Source organism: Rhodopirellula baltica SH 1 (assembly GCF_000196115.1).
Classification (GTDB): domain Bacteria; phylum Planctomycetota; class Planctomycetia; order Pirellulales; family Pirellulaceae; genus Rhodopirellula; species Rhodopirellula baltica.
This window is the reverse complement of the sequence record NC_005027.1, coordinates 2,710,616-2,725,662: the sequence shown is the minus strand read 5'-3', so window position 1 is coordinate 2,725,662 and position 15,047 is coordinate 2,710,616. Positions and strand designations below refer to the sequence as shown.

Here is a 15,047-nt window from a genome sequence, read left to right as displayed (position 1 = left end):
CTCATGTTGAAACGAAGTCGTCTTTTGTTGTCGTTGTTGGTGGGCCTGCTCGGCCTTTCTACGTCGGTTGTCGGTGCGAAGGATCGCCCGAACATTGTTTTGATCGTGGCGGATGATCTCGGCTACAGCGACGTTGGTTTCAATGGATGCAAAGAGATCCCGACGCCGCATTTGGATGAGCTGGCGGCATCGGGTGTGGTCTTCACCAACGGTTACGCGTCGCATCCGTATTGCAGCCCCAGCCGTGCTGGGTTGTTGACGGGACGCCATCAACAACGTTTCGGTCACGGATCCAATCCGGAACCGGATACGCAGTGGCACGGCGAAGACACGCCGGGCATGCCGCTCTCGGAAACGACATTGGCAGATGCCTTGAAGGAAGCGGGCTACGTCACCGGAGCAATCGGGAAATGGCATTTGGGCGATGCGAAACCGTTCTGGCCAAATCGTCGTGGGTTTGATGAATGGTTTGGTTTCAGTGGAGGTGGATTCAGTTACTGGGGTGACTTGGGCATGAAGGATCCTTTATTGGGCGTGCACCGAGGTGACGAACCGGTCGACCCCAAAACGTTGACCCATTTGACCGATGACTTTTCGACCGAAGCGGTCAAGTTCATTCAGCGGCATGAGACCGAGCCGTTCTTTTTGTACCTGGCCTACAACGCGCCGCATGCACCTGACCACGCGACGCGAGCCCACCTGCAGAAGACCGCCCACATCGAGTACGGAGGCCGTGCCGTTTACGGGGCAATGGTGGCCGGGATGGACGAGGGCATCGGTCGAGTGGTCGACCAAATTCGCGAATCGGGTTTGGGCGAGAACACGATGATCATCTTCTACAGTGACAACGGTGGTCGGCGTGAACATGCGGTGAACTTTCCTTATCGAGGTCACAAAGGCATGCTGTTTGAAGGCGGCATTCGGGTGCCGTTCTTGGTTTCTTGGCCGGGAACAGTTCGGAGTGGCATGAAAGAGGAATCGCCGATCACGGCGCTCGATTTGTTTCCCACCGCACTGGCGGCTGCGGGGATGGATCCATCTCAGAATGACAAACTCGATGGCCAGAATTTGTTGCCTGTGCTAACCGATGACAAACAACGTTTGCCAGAGCGGCCTTTGTTCTGGCGATATTCGATGGGTGATGATTCGTATGGCTATGCCGTTCGCGACGGCAATTGGAAGCTGATCGACAGTCGCTACAAAGATCGGAAGCTGTTGTTTGATTTGGCGAACGACCCTTGGGAACGAGAAGATTTGGCTGCGCAGCACCCCGAACAAGTGGCTCGGCTATCTCGAATGATGGAGGCCTGGGACGCCCGCAACGTGCCGCCGAAGTGGAGCGACGCCCACGGCGTTAACGTTCGGAAGGAAGAAAACACGCGAAACGAAGCCGTCGAGAAAGCCTCCCGAGGAGAACGATCTCGGCCGGATCTGGATTTGCACTCGATGATTGAGCCGGTGCCAGCGAAAGCAAAGTTCATCGACAAGGATTTTTACATCTGGGGCGGCAGCATGGTTCGCGATTCCGATGGTACCTGCCATTTGTTCTACAGCCGTTGGCCGCGAGGGTTGGGGCACATGGCTTAGGTCACTCATTCGGAGGTTGCTCATGCGGTATCGGATGATCCGTTGGGACCTTACCGGTTTGTCGATGTTGCCCTGCCCGCTCGCGGCGAGCAGCTTTGGGATGGTTTGTGCACTCACAACCCGACCGTGCATGAATTTGACGGCAAGTACTACCTCTATCACATGGGGAATACCGGAGATGGACACGCGACTGAAAAGCTGAATCCGATTCATCGCAACAACCAACGCATTGGAGTCGCGGTGGCTGATCATCCCAATGGACCTTGGAAACGTTTTGATGAACCTTTGATCGATATCAGCGAAGACGAATCAGCATCGGATGCGTTGATGGTCAGCAACCCATCCATTTTGCGCCGGGACGATGGAATGTTTGTGCTGATCTACAAAGCGGTCGGTAAGAATGGACGCATCCCATTTGGAGGCCCGGTCGTTCATCTTGCCGCGACTTCTCAGTCACCGACCGGACCGTTTCGAAAGCAGAACAAACCCTTGTTCACGGCTCCAGGAGTCGACTTTCCTGCGGAAGATCCCTACATCTGGTTCCAGGATGGGATGTGTTGGGCGATCGTCAATGACCACAAGGGGCATTTCAACGGAACCGGCAGTGACTCGCTGGCGTTGTTTCAATCGATGGACGGTTTGGAGTGGGAACCAGCCAACTCACCATTGGTGACGGAACGCATCATCCCATGGGCGGACGGAACGCAGCAGCCCGTGCACCGTCTCGAACGCCCGCAGCTGTACCTCGAAGACGGCAAGCCTGCCGTGTTGTTTTGTGCGGCCGAGGAAACCAAAGAAAAGCTGCATTCGTTCAACGTGCATTTGCCTCTGGGGCAAACCGGTGAATGATTTGTGCACCGTCATTTGATCGGCGACATATTCCGCCGCGAACAATCAGTCAGACGTTTCGGTCGTTTGCTCGGACAAAACGCGATTCATCCATTTCCAAGCTTCCGTGCGGTAGCGGTTGGGGCGATTGAGCCATCGATCGTTGTGACTGGCCTTTGCGAATTCGTTTGGGAATGAACCAAGTGCTTCGGTCGTGTTGACCGACAGGTAAGTGAAATTCTTTGCTGCCGGTAGCACACGACGAACAAAGTCTTGGGTCGCGTAGAAACCATTTTGGCAGACCAAGTAGGGACGATCGCCCACGCGTTTCAGCCGCTCGCTCGCTTCGGATTGGTACTCCGCGAGGGGACTGCCCCAATCCGTTCCTTTCCACTCGCGAACGCCGTCGAAGTGGTCGTGAGTGATGAAGGCGGTCCAAAGCTTCGCGATTTCATCATCGTGCAATCCGATGTAGTTCACCGCGATCGCACCTCGCGAAAAACCGCAGAGGAAAACCTGGTCGGGATTCGCTGAGTATTGATCGATGATTCGTGGAACGTTGGTTTTGGCGTATTGAACCGTCGCTTCTTTGTCGTCCCACCAAGTGATTTGGTTGCGTTGGTGATCTTGGCTGATGAATGGAAGCGTCACCCAAATGAATTGTCCTGCGGACAATCCAAACCCCAGCCCGGCGTCGGCGACTTCGCCGGTGGAGCCGGACGCCGGATAGTGATTGCCGGTGTACTCGAAAATGATCGGCAAGGGGACGCCGTCGTTGGTCCAGTCGCTCGGGAGATAGATCGTGTGGTGGACGTCGGTTCGGGCATATTCGGCTGGCGTGACCGAAACTCGTCGACCCGGATGAGGTTCGCCGTCGATGGACGTTGGGATTTGCAGAATTGATTGTGAATCAATTGGCAGTGGGGGCTTCGCCATCGTCGATGTTGTGAGAGACAGCGATAGCAAACAGCAAGCGATCAGTCGAAGGCTCATCGAACAGCAGTCTTGTGGATGGCGAGGTACCGGGAACGAAAACGTTTCCTAGGTATCTTAGCCGTCCGCACCAAAGGAGACTGCTGATGTGCTGCCCGCGTCAAAACCGAGTTGGTGAATAGGGAGCCGGGTCCAAATGGGTTTGCTGGCCCGTGATGATCTCGCCGATCAGACGCCCGGTCGCCGGTGCGAGGCTGAGGCCCAGCATGTTGTGCCCCGTCGCGAGCAATCCGTTTGAAAGTTCCGGGAGTGTCCCAATGATGGGTAGACTGTCCCACGTCATCGGTCGCCAGCCATACCATTGGGATTGAGCAGGGCCGTCGACAGATGCGACCAGGTAAGGACGCGCAGAATCACGAAGCTGTTGAATTCGATGTCGAGGGATGGAAGTGTCGTAGCCAGCGAATTCCATCATCGAGCCAAACCGAAGTCCTTCGTCAAATGGCGAGACGCCAACCTTGTGCTCTGGAAAAAGAATCGCGTGATTGGGCGAATGCTCCGGTTTCTCAATTGTGACCGAGTAGCCCTTGCCCGGTTGAACCGGGACGGAACACTGAAGAGCTGATTCCCACTTCGTACTCCAAGCTCCCATGGCGAAAACGAAGTAATCGGTTTTGAAGTCACCTCGATTGGTTTCAATGGCAACGATCCGGCCGGCTTCCTTTCTGATTGATTTCAATTCACATTTTTCGATAAATTGAACGCCTCGTTCCTGCAATTTGGCTGACCATTGCGAGTTCAGTTTGTCGGGACGCACCGAAGTGTCGTTGGGATACAGGAATGCACCGGCCAAGCCTTCTTTCAGGCCAGGATCAAATTTGGGCAGATTGATTCCATCGATTCGAGTGGCGGGGATCCCAAACTCTTCGGAAACCAGTCGGTCGGTTTTCGCGAATGACTCCATGCCTCGTTCGGTTTGCAGAACGTACAGCAAACCCTCTTCTTTCCATTCACAATCGAGTGACAATCGCTCGATGAGTGAGTGATATTCACTCATCGATGCTTCCAAGATTGCGTGCAATGGTTTGCCCGCGGCCAGCATTTTTCGGTGAGTGCAACGTTTGGCGAATTGGAGCATCCATTTCCAAAGCGCCGGACTGATTTGTGGTTTGACGCGGAATGGCGATCGTGGATTGAAAATGGATTTCAATGCAACGGAAAACGCTCCCGGTTCAGTTAGCGGCAACGCATGACTGGGGCAGATGTAACCGCAATTCGCGTGAGAGCATTCCCCCGCGATGGTGCCGCGATCGATGACGGTGACGTCGAGTCCCGCCTCGGATAAGTAGTGGGCACAAGCGATACCGACGATGCCGGAGCCGACAATGGTTGCTGACTGGGGAGATTGGTTTGTGTTCATGAATCGCAGCTCATGAACAGGTGTAGGATTTTCCGGACCAATTTTTCCACCAGCGTTGGAATTGAGCGAGTTGTTTCTCGGCGAAAGTCGCTTGGCTTGGTGAGAGCGCATCTGACGCGTTCAATTGGAATTCGTAGTCGGCGTCTCCCAGCAAAAACAGCAGGTATTTGTAGTAAAGTACCAAATCAGGGCCTTCGTCGAATGTTGACAACACGGTCAGGGCATTGGACAATTCGCGAGCGTATTGATCGGCTTGGCAGTCGCCATCGGCTGCGGCCTCGCACAATTCAACGTACTTCAAGACTTCGGCGGGCAAGCAGTTCCCAATGCCGGTGATCGCGCCGGTCGCACCGCATTTGACAAAGCCATGGTAGACCTGGGTGTCGACGCCAGCCATTAGCAATACATCGTTGTCGGCGTGTGTGATGTGTTCGCCGGCATAAGACAGTGATGCGGCGCCACCGAATTCTTTGAATCCAACCAAGTTCGGGAACTCGCCTCTCAAGTCAAAGAACAGGTCCGCTTTGGTTTCAAATCCGTAGTAAGGACTGTTGTAGATCACCGCGGGCAGGTTCGGGGCCGCCGACAGGATCGCGGCGAAGTGATGCCGTTGTGCGATCGGCGATGTGGCTCGTGAAAGCACTCGTGGGATCACCATCAATCCAGCCGCGCCAACTTCTGCCGCATGGCTGGCATGAGCGGCTGCTAGCGATGTGTTCTGTGCGCCGGTTCCAACAATCACGGGCACACCGGCTTCGGTCAATTCACGAACGCCTTGTTGCCGTTGCTGGTCTGTTAATAGCGGCCAATCGCCCATTGACCCGCAATAAACAACCGCTGTCATGCCCGCGGTCATCATCTCCTGGCCTTTGCGAACCAAACCGGCGAAGTTGATTTGCCGATCAGCGTCGCATGGGGTCATCAGTGCGGGAATGCAGCCTTGGAAGATGGACGCATCGACGGCGGGTTGGCTGGTGCTCATGGCGAAATCACTCTGCGATCGCGATTGAATGGTTGATGTTCGGCGATAGAGTATGCTTCGATGGGCAAAGTTGTCTTGTCCGAGTCTCGATAACCGACTTGAAAATGCGCACAATCCAATAATGCCCCTCAACAGCCTTCCGGATCAGCTATTTGAACTGCTCGCCGAACCCTTCACGGCTGAACGTTTGTTTGATGGTTTGCACGACACGGTGTACTTCATCAAAAACGCGGAAGGCCAGTATGTGGTCGTCAACGAAACTTTGGTGCAGCGGTGCGGTCTCAAGCAAAAGTCTCAGTTGATCGGTCGCACGTCAGAGCAAATTTTGCGAGCACCTTTTGGCGCGAACTTCACGGCACAAGACAAAGCCGTTTTGCAATCCGGAAAGGCACTCGAGGCCCAATTGGAATTGCATCTGTATGCATCACGAGACGTTGGGTGGTGTTTGACGAACAAGTATCCGCTCCGCGGTCGAGACGGGAACTCGGTGGGCGTTGTCGGGATCTCGCGTGATTTGGGCCGACCAAACAAATCGAGCGATGACTATCAGAGCGTTGCCAAAGCGGTCGCCTTCGCGGAACGAAATCGCGACAAGCGAACCAGCGTGACTGACATGGCGGAGGTCGCGAATTTGTCACGCTTCCAATTGGACCGACGGATGCGAATCGCCTTTGGTCTCAATACCGGGCAATGGTTGGTGAAACAACGCATCGATTTCGCTTGTGAACATCTCGAGACAACAGACATGCCCATCGTTGATATCGCACATGAAGCAGGCTATGCGGATCAGAGCGCTTTCACTCGCCAATTTCGACGCGCGACCGGAATGTCGCCCAGTCATTACCGAAAGGCCAAACAGGACAACGAACTGTAAGCGTTTAGCGAACCAGTGTTGAAATGTTCGGCCAGTTTGCAGTGCACAAGAAGATTCAAATCATTCGCGATCCTAATCGCGAATGCAATACAGCTTTGACGCCGTGCGAAAGTACAACGCACCGTCCGCGATCGCTGGCGTTGACCAAGTCAATTCGTCAATCTCGTTCTTGCCGACCACTTCGAAGTCAGGGCCCCCGGACAAGATGAATGTGGTGCCATTGGTGTCGATGCAGAAAACTTGGTCGTCCATCACCCATGGCGAGGCCCAAAACGCACGGGCTCGAGGGATACGTTTTTCGTAAACCATCTCACCGGTGTCCGCGTTGATGCAGTGAACCACACCGCTACGCCGTTCCAACAGATACAGGTGACCTTTGCAAAGCACTGGCGACGCCATCTGAATACCCGACTCAGGGTTCTTCCAAACAACGGACTTATCGTTTGCAGAATCTTCCGATGTTCCAATCTCGCCCTGACCTCCAGGTGCGATTGCGAACAAGTACCCGCCTCCATCATCGCTGCCACCACGGTTTCGATATTCGGTGCCAACGTAAAGTCGGTCGCCAATAGCCAACGGTGTCGCTGAGCTGCGACCTTTTTGCATGTTCAGTTGCCACAGCAATTCGCCGGTTTGTGGATCATAGGAGCGATAGTTGGTTCCGCCCACGATCAACTCGGTTCGGAGGCTGTTCTTCCAGACGATAGGAGAGCTGTACTGCGATGGTTCATCACGAGCAACTCGCCAAACTTCTTCGCCGGTTTCAGCATCGAGTGCGACCAGGAACGACTGCTCTTCGTTGTCAACTTGGAGAAACAGTTTGTCGTTCAGCAACACCGGTGAGCTGGACGTTCCCCATCCCGCCCGCATTTTGTATTGCCCAAGGTCACGTTGCCAAACTAGTTTTCCATCCATGTCAAAGCAGTGAACGCCCATCATTCCGAAGTAAGCGTAGACGTGCTTTCCGTCGGTTACCGGAGTCTCCGTCGCATAGGTGTTCGAACTATGGCGTTCCATCACCGGTCGGCCTTCGCGGGCGGTCTTTCGCCACAGTTCGTTGCCTGATTGCGAGTCCAAACACACGACTTGCCATTGATACGTTTTTTGGCTCGGGTCCTTGCCTTGTGCACGATTGTTGTCGTCACCATCCGATTCGGCTTTTGTTCCCGAAGGGACCGCTTCGGTTAAGAAAATTCGATCGTCCCAAACGACCGGGCACGACCATCCTTCGCCTTGCATGGGATGTACCCAAGCAACGTTTTTAGTCTCACTCCACTGAGCCGGATGCGATGTTTCCGCAACCCCGTTTGCTTGATCACCTCGAAACTGAGACCACTGGTCGGCCTGCACTTGCGAGCAAACGGACATCCCAGCGAGCGCGACCGCCGCGATGGTGATTACGTGCTTGGTTTGAAACCGAATCGGTTGAGAGAAGGTGCGTGTCATGTTCCACAGCGGGTTGGTGGCAATAAATCTGTCAGGAAAGGATCGAGTTTCGCGTCATGAGAGTTTAGCGGCGGGGAACAGTGCTGGCATGCTTGTGTTTGCGAGCAAACCCGCTGGGAGGTGGGGAAAGGAGGCGTTCTTCGCGAACAACCTTTACAATTGAGCAATGAGTCAACGGATTTCACGCCGCGTAAGGGACCATTGCGATGAACCAAGTCAATCAAACGAAAATTGCCGCCAGGAAGCTTCCATTGCAACGTCGTCAATTCATGGAAGTTATCGGTGGAGTGACCGCCGGATTGGCGTTCAGCGAACTCGCTATGATGCGAGGTTTGCCGCGAGTCAGTGCCGCTGAAGCGACGCTGGAGCATAACACGGTCCGGTTCAGCGACGACATCGAGCCATTGGTACGGTTGTTGGAGGACACTCCGCGGGAACGAGTCGTGCAAGCTTTCGCGGACAAAATTCGAAGCGGGACCAGCTACCGCGAAGTCTTGACCGCATTGTTGTTGGCGGGTGTTCGCAATGTGCAACCGAGACCATCGGTTGGTTTTAAGTTTCATGCTGTGCTGGTGGTGAATTCGGCTCACTTGGCCAGTCTTGGTTCACCGGACGAGGACCGATGGTTGCCGATCTTTTGGGCGTTGGATTATTTCAAGTCTGCGCAATCGCAGGATGTGAAAGAAGGTGATTGGACGATGGCGGCCGTTGATGAGTCGGCGGTTCCTCCGCCGCATATGGCCAAACGATCTTTTGAAGAAGCAATGCAAAAGTGGGACGTGGAAGCCGCCGACGTCGCCATCGCTGGCTACGTTCGTTCCGCTGGTGCCAATGAAGTCTTCGAGTCGATGGCACGCTATGGATGCCGCGACTTTCGCAGTATCGGTCACAAGGCGATCTACGTTGCCAATGGATTTCGAACGCTGCAGTGCATCGGCTGGCGATACGCGGAACCAGTGTTGAGATCGTTGACTTACGCGTTACTCAATCACACTGGCGAGCCTAACCCTTCGACCAGCGATTTGGCCGCGGACCGCGCCGGCCGAGTGACCGAAGAACTCATTCTCGAGTTGGGATCAAGTTGGAATGAGGGAAAGATTGATCATCAAGCTGCCATTCAGCATTTGCAGACCCTACGCCAGGCGACACCGGAAGACGCCGTTCGCGAGACCGCCAAGTTGATTCAGTCGGGCATCCATCCTCAATCGATCAGCGACGCGTTGTTTTTGTCGGCGGGCGAGATGGTGATGCAGCAACCCGCGATTGTGGCGTTGCATTCGGCCACGTCGACGAACGCGTTGCAGTACGCCTACCGGATTGCCTCCAGTGATCAAAACCGATTGCGATTGCTGTTGCAAAACGCGGCCTTCATTCCACACTTCCGGCAAGCCATGGATTCTCGCGGCAAGGTTGGTGATTCGCAGATCAACGAACTTGCTTCCGAATCCGTCGGCGAAGACTCGGTCAACGTCGAGCAGATTTTTGACTCGGTGGGAAAAGATCGCTCGGTTGCGGCGACTGCGACATTCCAGTACCTCGAAACCAACGGCAGGGCCGAAGATTTGATCCACGCCGCGCGTCAACTGACGTTCTTGAAGGGCAACGATTCGCACGACTACAAATACAGTTCCGCTGCACTGGAAGACTACTACGCCGTCTCACCGGAACTGCGAAACCGCTACTTGGCCGCGGCAACTTACTTGCTGCCGGGGAAGAACGACCGCAATAACTCGCTCGTCAACCGAGTCCGAGAAGCGTTGGCCTGACCTGGATTTGTGCGAGGTGCATCCGACGAGGCCCGCGCTAAGCAGGTACGCAGGAATGGTTGGGTTTCAACTTGTGAGCCGTTTGGGCGTTAGCCCCGGTTTTGCGTGGGAACCGTGGCGAACGCCAAACGGCTCACATACCCGATGACACCTGCGTACCTGCTTAGTCGGGCAAGCCAGATACGTTCATTCAACCAAGTTGCCACGTCTTGCCTTCGTTGGCTTCGAGCTGACTTAAGATAATCGTTGTTTGGAGTTTGCCACAGAGGACACAGAGTTCACAGAGATGAGCATCGGACTTGGGCAATTGACCTACGATCCTCTGTGCTCTCGGTGACCTCTGTGGCTAGAAAGCAGTTTGAGAAGTGCCGGATCCAGCCTGGGATTTGGCCAAGTGGCATTTCGAACTGCGCATCGGTTTTGATTTGATTCGAGGATGTTGTCGGTGGGAATTCGCCACTGAGGACACAGAGTTCACAGAGATGAGTATCGGACTTAGGCAATTGATCTACGCGATCCTCTGTGCTCTCGGTGTCCTCTGTGGCTAGAAAGCAGCTTGAGATGTGCCGCATCCAGTGAGCGACTTGGCCAAGTGGCATTTCGACTTGCGCATCGGTTTTGACTTGATTCAAGGTTATTGTCGGTGGGATTTCGCCACCGAGGACACAGAGTTCACGGAGCTGAGCATCGGACTTAGGCAATTGACCTACGATCCTCTGTGCTCTCGGTGACCTCTGTGGCTAGGAATTGGCTCGATAGAAAGATGTTTCTGCTCGCACCGATTTTCTACGGAAGTTCAGGTCCTACGCTTTGCTCGGAAAAACCACTCACTCGATGGCGGCGGGGACGGTGTCCAACGTGTGGTAGTTGTGTTCAATGCTCGTTTCTTGGACTTGGACGATTCGTAAACCGGAAGGATCCTTCCCAAGCGGTCGGCCGACCGGACCGGTGGTAATCATTTCCATTTCACCGGCTCGTCCGTACGCGTTGCGATGGTAGTGTCCCGCAAAGATGGCTCGCACGTGGGCTTCTTTCAGCAAGGCAATCAACGGCGTGCGTCGCTCCAAGGGGATGTTGAAGTACTGGTCTGGTTCGTCTTCTTGTTCCAAAAACAGCGGATGATGAAGGAACACGAAAATGTGTTTGGCGTCCTTCACTCTGGGATGCTGGAGTTGTCGCTCCAACCAGGCCTGCTGTTGTTGCAGTCGCTCTGGAGTATCACTGGGATCTTTCAGCAGACTTGAATTAAGTACGACGTGGAAGACGCCGCCAACCCAAAACGAAAAGTAGTCATCGCCGAAATGGTGGGTGTAGCGAGCAATGGATTCCGCGTTGGGGCGATTCCCGACGTCATGGTTTCCGCAGACGCAAACCAATGGAATCTTGGAATCGATCAGAGAAAAATCTTGCTGGTACTGGGTGACTTGAGCTTCGTAGCGGGCTTGGTTGGGGGTGGCATTGGTGAGGTCCCCGCAAACGATCACGAACTTTGGTTGAAGACGATTGATGTGTTCCACCGCTTGCTCAACGAGCACTTTTTCTCGGTCCAGCCCTTGGTTGCCGGTGAACATGCCGTACTGAGGATCGGCAAGCTGCATGAAAAAGTAGGGCTTGCTCCACGTCCATTCGGTTTGCGAATCAAACGCCAGAAAGGTGCGTGAGCGGGCTTGTTGAAACCGATTCGAATCGACTTCTGCCGGTTCGTCGGCTTGAAGAAGTGGCGTTCCGAGCAAACAGAGAATGAATGGCAAGACGATGGTGGATCGATTCATCAAACTTCCGTTGGTAAGTAGGATGCTATGACGGAATACCGTTCTGATCGGCTTGTATCACGTCGCTTTTGCGGTCATTGCCGTGCGACGAGAAGTTCTGATCTCTGCCTTGTTTCTCTATCTGCACGAAAGAGGTCACAAACGAGATGAAGAAGAGGATGACGTAGTTGCCAAACGATAGGTCGCTGAAGAATCTCCTGTCCTCATCGACATGCAAAACGTGTGCTTGTAGCAAAGAATACAGGTAGAACAAACTGATTAATAAAATCGCCTTGGTGACCGTTTGGCACAGCAGCTTGATCAAGTATTGCATGATTCGTTTGGCGGAAGGTTCTGTGCCACATGGTCGGGGGAAAGTGTTGTGCAGAATACCAAGTCACTGGTCAAAAGGCCACTTGGTCACCGTTCGTCACCACGATCGACCTGCGAGAGGCGGTCGCCACGCTGACGAAGCAACGCACGACCAACAATTATCGGGTTGTCGTAGTGAGCGAGGACTGCGTCCCTCCCGAGGGATTCGTTGCCTCATCCAATACGAAGGTAATTGACTGTGGTTTGCGAAGCACGTCATTGTGCCAAATCACTCGTGCCCACCTGCTGGAATATCCCCGATCCGCTCTAATGCGTGCTGGGTATCGGTTCACAGAGATTGCTTGGAAAGCAGGAGCGTTGACACATGGCGACGGAAACCAAGACGGCGGGCAAACGAAAGACGAAGACTGAGCGACGTCCGAATGTTTTTCACCAGCGGTTGGGCACGTTGACCTATCACCAAGCTGTCAATCTGTTGGGCGACGAAGGTGCGCGGTTGATTCGATCCGGCGGGCAAGCGTTTGAGATCCAGTCGGACCGAGACGTTTATCTTGGTGGAGACCTGTTTCGCGTTCGAATCGAAGATGCCGAGATTGAAGGTGGATTCGCGATCGCGACGATCACGCTGAGTTCGGATCGCAAGAAACAACTTCAATTGAATTGCGATCAATGCGAGGTTCCTTGCGAGCACTTGGGGGCCGCGTTGGATTTCTTGCTCGACGCGAAATCGGTCTTGGGATTGGCAATGCCGCCAGATGAATCTGTGCCGCTTGAGAATTTGACGGCCAAAGAACTTCGAGAACGAGCGATCGCGGAGCGGACCAAGCGTGCGGAAGAAGAACGCATGCGAGTTCGATCGATGAAGACCGAAACGCCGTGGACAGATTACGTCGTCACCAGTGAACGTTCCGGTCGCACTTACCGAGTTGCTGTGCGTGGTTTGGGCGACAGGGAATCCTATTGCACCTGCCCCGACTTTCGCACGAATCGGTTGGGGACGTGCAAGCACATTTTGCACGTGCAGAAAAAGATCAAGAGTCGATTTTCTGCTGCGAAGCTCCGCCAGCCCTACCAACGTAAAAAGATTTCTTTGGCCGTTCATTACGGATCGTTCGAAGGGGAGACTTCGAGTGGATTGTTGTTCCATTTGCCGGCCGAGGTGGACGAATCCATCATGGAAATCGTCGGGAACGGGGCGACGAAACCGATGTTTGCCGCGGACGAGGTGATGAATCGTTTGAATGCGATTGAAACAGCCGGGCATGACGTCAAAATCTACCCAGACGCGGAAGCGTTTCTGCAACGCGAATTGATGCAGAAACACATTCGGCGTGAATGCGATCAGATTCGATCTTCCATTAGCGATCATCCGTTGCGAACGAAGCTCTTGAACGCTGAGTTGTTGCCATACCAACTCGATGGAATCGCCTTCGCCGCTGGGGCGGGACGAGCCATCCTTGCTGACGACATGGGATTGGGCAAAACGATCCAAGGCATCGGCGTGGCCGAACTGCTTGCCAAACTCTCCGATATTTCGCGTGTGTTGGTTGTCTGTCCCGCTTCGCTGAAAAGCCAATGGAGGGATGAAATCGCTCGGTTCAGTGGACGGTCCTCGCAGATCGTGTTGGGGAAGGGCGAAGAGCGAATCGAGCAGTATGAAAGTGATACCTTTTTTACGATCTGCAACTACGAGCAGGTGCTTCGTGATCTGACTGCCGTCGAAAACGTGTCATGGGATTTGATCATTTTGGATGAAGGCCAAAGGATCAAGAATTGGGAATCCAAAACGAGCAACGTGATTCGGCAACTGGAGAGCCCGTTTCGGTTGGTGTTGTCGGGGACGCCGCTTGAGAATCGCCTTGGCGAACTATTCACGGTCACCCGCTTCATCGACGATGATTTGCTGGGGCCTGCGTATCAGTTCTTCCACCAGCATCACGTCGTGGACGATCGAGGCAAAACGCTTGGTTATCGACAGCTCGATGTGCTGCGTGAAAAGATGCGTCCCGTGTTGCTTCGGCGAACACGGGCGGAGGTCGCCAAGCAACTTCCCGATCGCACGGACGAGATCATTCGATGTGAGGCAACGGCCGAACAGAAGGAAGTCCACGATGCGAACATGAAAGTCGTGGCACAGATTGCGGCCAAGAAATTTATGACTGAAATGGATCGGCTGCGAATGCAAAAGTGTTTGCTGATGGCGCGCATGGCCTGCGACAGCACCTACCTTTTGGATCAAGAGGCGGATGAATACAGCAGCAAACTGGAACGGTTAGGAGAATTGCTGGAGGGATTGATTGCCGATCCGACTCGCAAGATTGTTCTTTTCAGTGAATGGCGACGAATGCTGACCCGCGTCGAAAACCGTCTGGATCAGATCGGGTGCGACTACGTTCGGTTGGACGGACAAGTGCCACAGAAGAAGCGAGCTGCGATTGTTTCTCGGTTCCAAAATGATCCCGAATGCCGCGTGATCAACATGACCAATGCGGGTTCCACTGGGCTGAACCTGCAGGCCGCCAACACCGTGATCAATGTGGATTTGCCTTGGAATCCTGCAGTGTTGGAACAGCGGATCGCCCGAGCCTATCGGATGGGGCAAGAGAATCCGGTTCATGTCTACAAATTGGTCACGACCAGTGAACCGACACCGACGATCGAAGAAGGGTTGCTGACAACGCTGGCGTCGAAACAGGATTTAGCCGACGCGTCGCTCAACTTTGACAGTGATGCGTCCGAAGTTTCGATGCAAAGTGGGATGGAAGATCTCAAGCGAAGGTTGGAGGTCATTCTGCCTCAGCCGATTGCGGCGCCCGTTGATGAAAGTCAACAGCGGCGGGTCGAGGCCGAAGCAGAAAAACTCTCCGCCGAACGAACCCAAAAGGTCTCCGCTGCGAGCGGGCAACTGGTGACCGCCGCGCTTTCGTTGGCGGGCGAGTTGATGGGGAACGGCTCGGCGCCGGCTAGTGAGACCGTCGACAAGTTGACCGAGCGACTCACCCAGTGCGTGGATCGCGACGAATCTGGTCGGCCTCAATTGCGGATCAGCTTGGAGAACGATGAATCACTTCGTTCCTTGGCCACGACGCTGGCCAAACTGCTTGGGTGAATCGGTCTCGGGGCTTCC

The 15,047-nt window shown here is 54.3% G+C and carries 12 protein-coding genes; 6 read left to right on the top strand and 6 right to left on the bottom strand.

Annotated elements, in window-relative coordinates; all coding sequences use genetic code 11:
- Nucleotides 1-3 precede the first annotated feature (3 nt).
- On the top strand, nucleotides 4-1,587 hold the full coding sequence (locus RB_RS28085; protein WP_231846391.1) for a sulfatase: 1,584 nt from the start codon (nucleotides 4-6) through the stop codon (nucleotides 1,585-1,587).
- 42 nt (nucleotides 1,588-1,629) lie between these two features.
- On the top strand, nucleotides 1,630-2,436 hold the full coding sequence (locus RB_RS28080; protein WP_011120367.1) for a glycoside hydrolase family protein: 807 nt from the start codon (nucleotides 1,630-1,632) through the stop codon (nucleotides 2,434-2,436).
- A 45-nt stretch (nucleotides 2,437-2,481) separates the two neighbouring features.
- On the opposite strand, the gene RB_RS10615 is transcribed toward RB_RS28080, so the two are convergent.
- The 3 genes from RB_RS10615 to RB_RS10605 all read right to left on the bottom strand — a co-directional run bounded on the left by RB_RS10615 (nucleotide 2,482) and on the right by RB_RS10605 (nucleotide 5,750).
- The gene (locus RB_RS10615; RefSeq protein ID WP_231846390.1) at nucleotides 2,482-3,351 is read right to left on the bottom strand and encodes a hypothetical protein; all 870 of its coding nucleotides are present in this window, start codon (nucleotides 3,349-3,351) and stop codon (nucleotides 2,482-2,484) included.
- Nucleotides 3,352-3,508: 157 nt separating this feature from the next.
- The gene (locus tag RB_RS10610) at nucleotides 3,509-4,768 is read right to left on the bottom strand and encodes an NAD(P)/FAD-dependent oxidoreductase (protein ID WP_164921846.1); all 1,260 of its coding nucleotides are present in this window, start codon (nucleotides 4,766-4,768) and stop codon (nucleotides 3,509-3,511) included.
- 10 nt (nucleotides 4,769-4,778) lie between these two features.
- Nucleotides 4,779-5,750: a dihydrodipicolinate synthase family protein gene (locus RB_RS10605; RefSeq protein WP_011120364.1), complete on the bottom strand. Its 972-nt coding sequence runs from the start codon at nucleotides 5,748-5,750 to the stop codon at nucleotides 4,779-4,781.
- Between the two features lie 121 nt (nucleotides 5,751-5,871).
- On the opposite strand from RB_RS10605, the gene RB_RS10600 reads away from it, so the two are divergent.
- Nucleotides 5,872-6,624 carry an AraC family transcriptional regulator gene (locus RB_RS10600; protein ID WP_164921845.1) on the top strand — a complete coding sequence of 251 codons (753 nt, stop codon included), beginning with the start codon at nucleotides 5,872-5,874 and terminating at the stop codon, nucleotides 6,622-6,624.
- Nucleotides 6,625-6,696: 72 nt separating this feature from the next.
- On the opposite strand, the gene RB_RS10595 is transcribed toward RB_RS10600, so the two are convergent.
- Nucleotides 6,697-8,070: an outer membrane protein assembly factor BamB family protein gene (locus RB_RS10595; protein WP_011120362.1), complete on the bottom strand. Its 1,374-nt coding sequence runs from the start codon at nucleotides 8,068-8,070 to the stop codon at nucleotides 6,697-6,699.
- A gap of 206 nt (nucleotides 8,071-8,276) precedes the next feature.
- Here RB_RS10595 and RB_RS10590 point away from each other — a divergent pair, with 206 nt between their 5' ends.
- Nucleotides 8,277-9,836, top strand: coding sequence for a hypothetical protein (locus tag RB_RS10590; protein ID WP_011120360.1), 1,560 nt, complete (start codon nucleotides 8,277-8,279; stop codon nucleotides 9,834-9,836).
- 827 nt (nucleotides 9,837-10,663) lie between these two features.
- Here RB_RS10590 and RB_RS10585 read toward each other — a convergent pair.
- Both RB_RS10585 and RB_RS10580 read right to left on the bottom strand, forming a co-directional pair.
- Complete coding sequence (locus tag RB_RS10585; protein WP_164921844.1) at nucleotides 10,664-11,608, bottom strand: metallophosphoesterase; 945 nt, start codon at nucleotides 11,606-11,608, stop codon at nucleotides 10,664-10,666.
- Between the two features lie 25 nt (nucleotides 11,609-11,633).
- The gene (locus tag RB_RS10580; RefSeq protein ID WP_011120355.1) at nucleotides 11,634-11,921 is read right to left on the bottom strand and encodes a hypothetical protein; all 288 of its coding nucleotides are present in this window, start codon (nucleotides 11,919-11,921) and stop codon (nucleotides 11,634-11,636) included.
- A gap of 29 nt (nucleotides 11,922-11,950) precedes the next feature.
- On the opposite strand from RB_RS10580, the gene RB_RS10575 reads away from it, so the two are divergent.
- Together RB_RS10575 and RB_RS10570 are read left to right on the top strand one after the other, a co-directional pair.
- On the top strand, nucleotides 11,951-12,331 hold the full coding sequence (locus RB_RS10575) for a hypothetical protein (protein WP_011120354.1): 381 nt from the start codon (nucleotides 11,951-11,953) through the stop codon (nucleotides 12,329-12,331).
- On the top strand, nucleotides 12,285-15,029 hold the full coding sequence (locus tag RB_RS10570; RefSeq protein WP_011120353.1) for a DEAD/DEAH box helicase: 2,745 nt from the start codon (nucleotides 12,285-12,287) through the stop codon (nucleotides 15,027-15,029). The genes RB_RS10575 and RB_RS10570 overlap by 47 nt, the downstream gene beginning before the upstream one ends.
- Nucleotides 15,030-15,047: the final 18 nt, after the last annotated feature.

Coding starts and splice junctions, on each gene's coding strand:
- RB_RS10615 (WP_231846390.1), bottom strand. CDS start 3,351: ATGGCGAAGCCCCCACTGCCAATTGATTCACAATCAATTCTGCAAATC.
- RB_RS10580 (WP_011120355.1), bottom strand. CDS start 11,921: ATGCAATACTTGATCAAGCTGCTGTGCCAAACGGTCACCAAGGCGATT.
- RB_RS10590 (WP_011120360.1), top strand. CDS start 8,277: ATGAACCAAGTCAATCAAACGAAAATTGCCGCCAGGAAGCTTCCATTG.
- RB_RS10610 (WP_164921846.1), bottom strand. CDS start 4,768: ATGAACACAAACCAATCTCCCCAGTCAGCAACCATTGTCGGCTCCGGC.
- RB_RS10585 (WP_164921844.1), bottom strand. CDS start 11,608: ATGAATCGATCCACCATCGTCTTGCCATTCATTCTCTGTTTGCTCGGA.
- RB_RS10570 (WP_011120353.1), top strand. CDS start 12,285: ATGGCGACGGAAACCAAGACGGCGGGCAAACGAAAGACGAAGACTGAG.
- RB_RS10575 (WP_011120354.1), top strand. CDS start 11,951: ATGGTCGGGGGAAAGTGTTGTGCAGAATACCAAGTCACTGGTCAAAAG.
- RB_RS10600 (WP_164921845.1), top strand. CDS start 5,872: ATGCCCCTCAACAGCCTTCCGGATCAGCTATTTGAACTGCTCGCCGAA.
- RB_RS10605 (WP_011120364.1), bottom strand. CDS start 5,750: ATGAGCACCAGCCAACCCGCCGTCGATGCGTCCATCTTCCAAGGCTGC.
- RB_RS28085 (WP_231846391.1), top strand. CDS start 4: ATGTTGAAACGAAGTCGTCTTTTGTTGTCGTTGTTGGTGGGCCTGCTC.
- RB_RS10595 (WP_011120362.1), bottom strand. CDS start 8,070: ATGACACGCACCTTCTCTCAACCGATTCGGTTTCAAACCAAGCACGTA.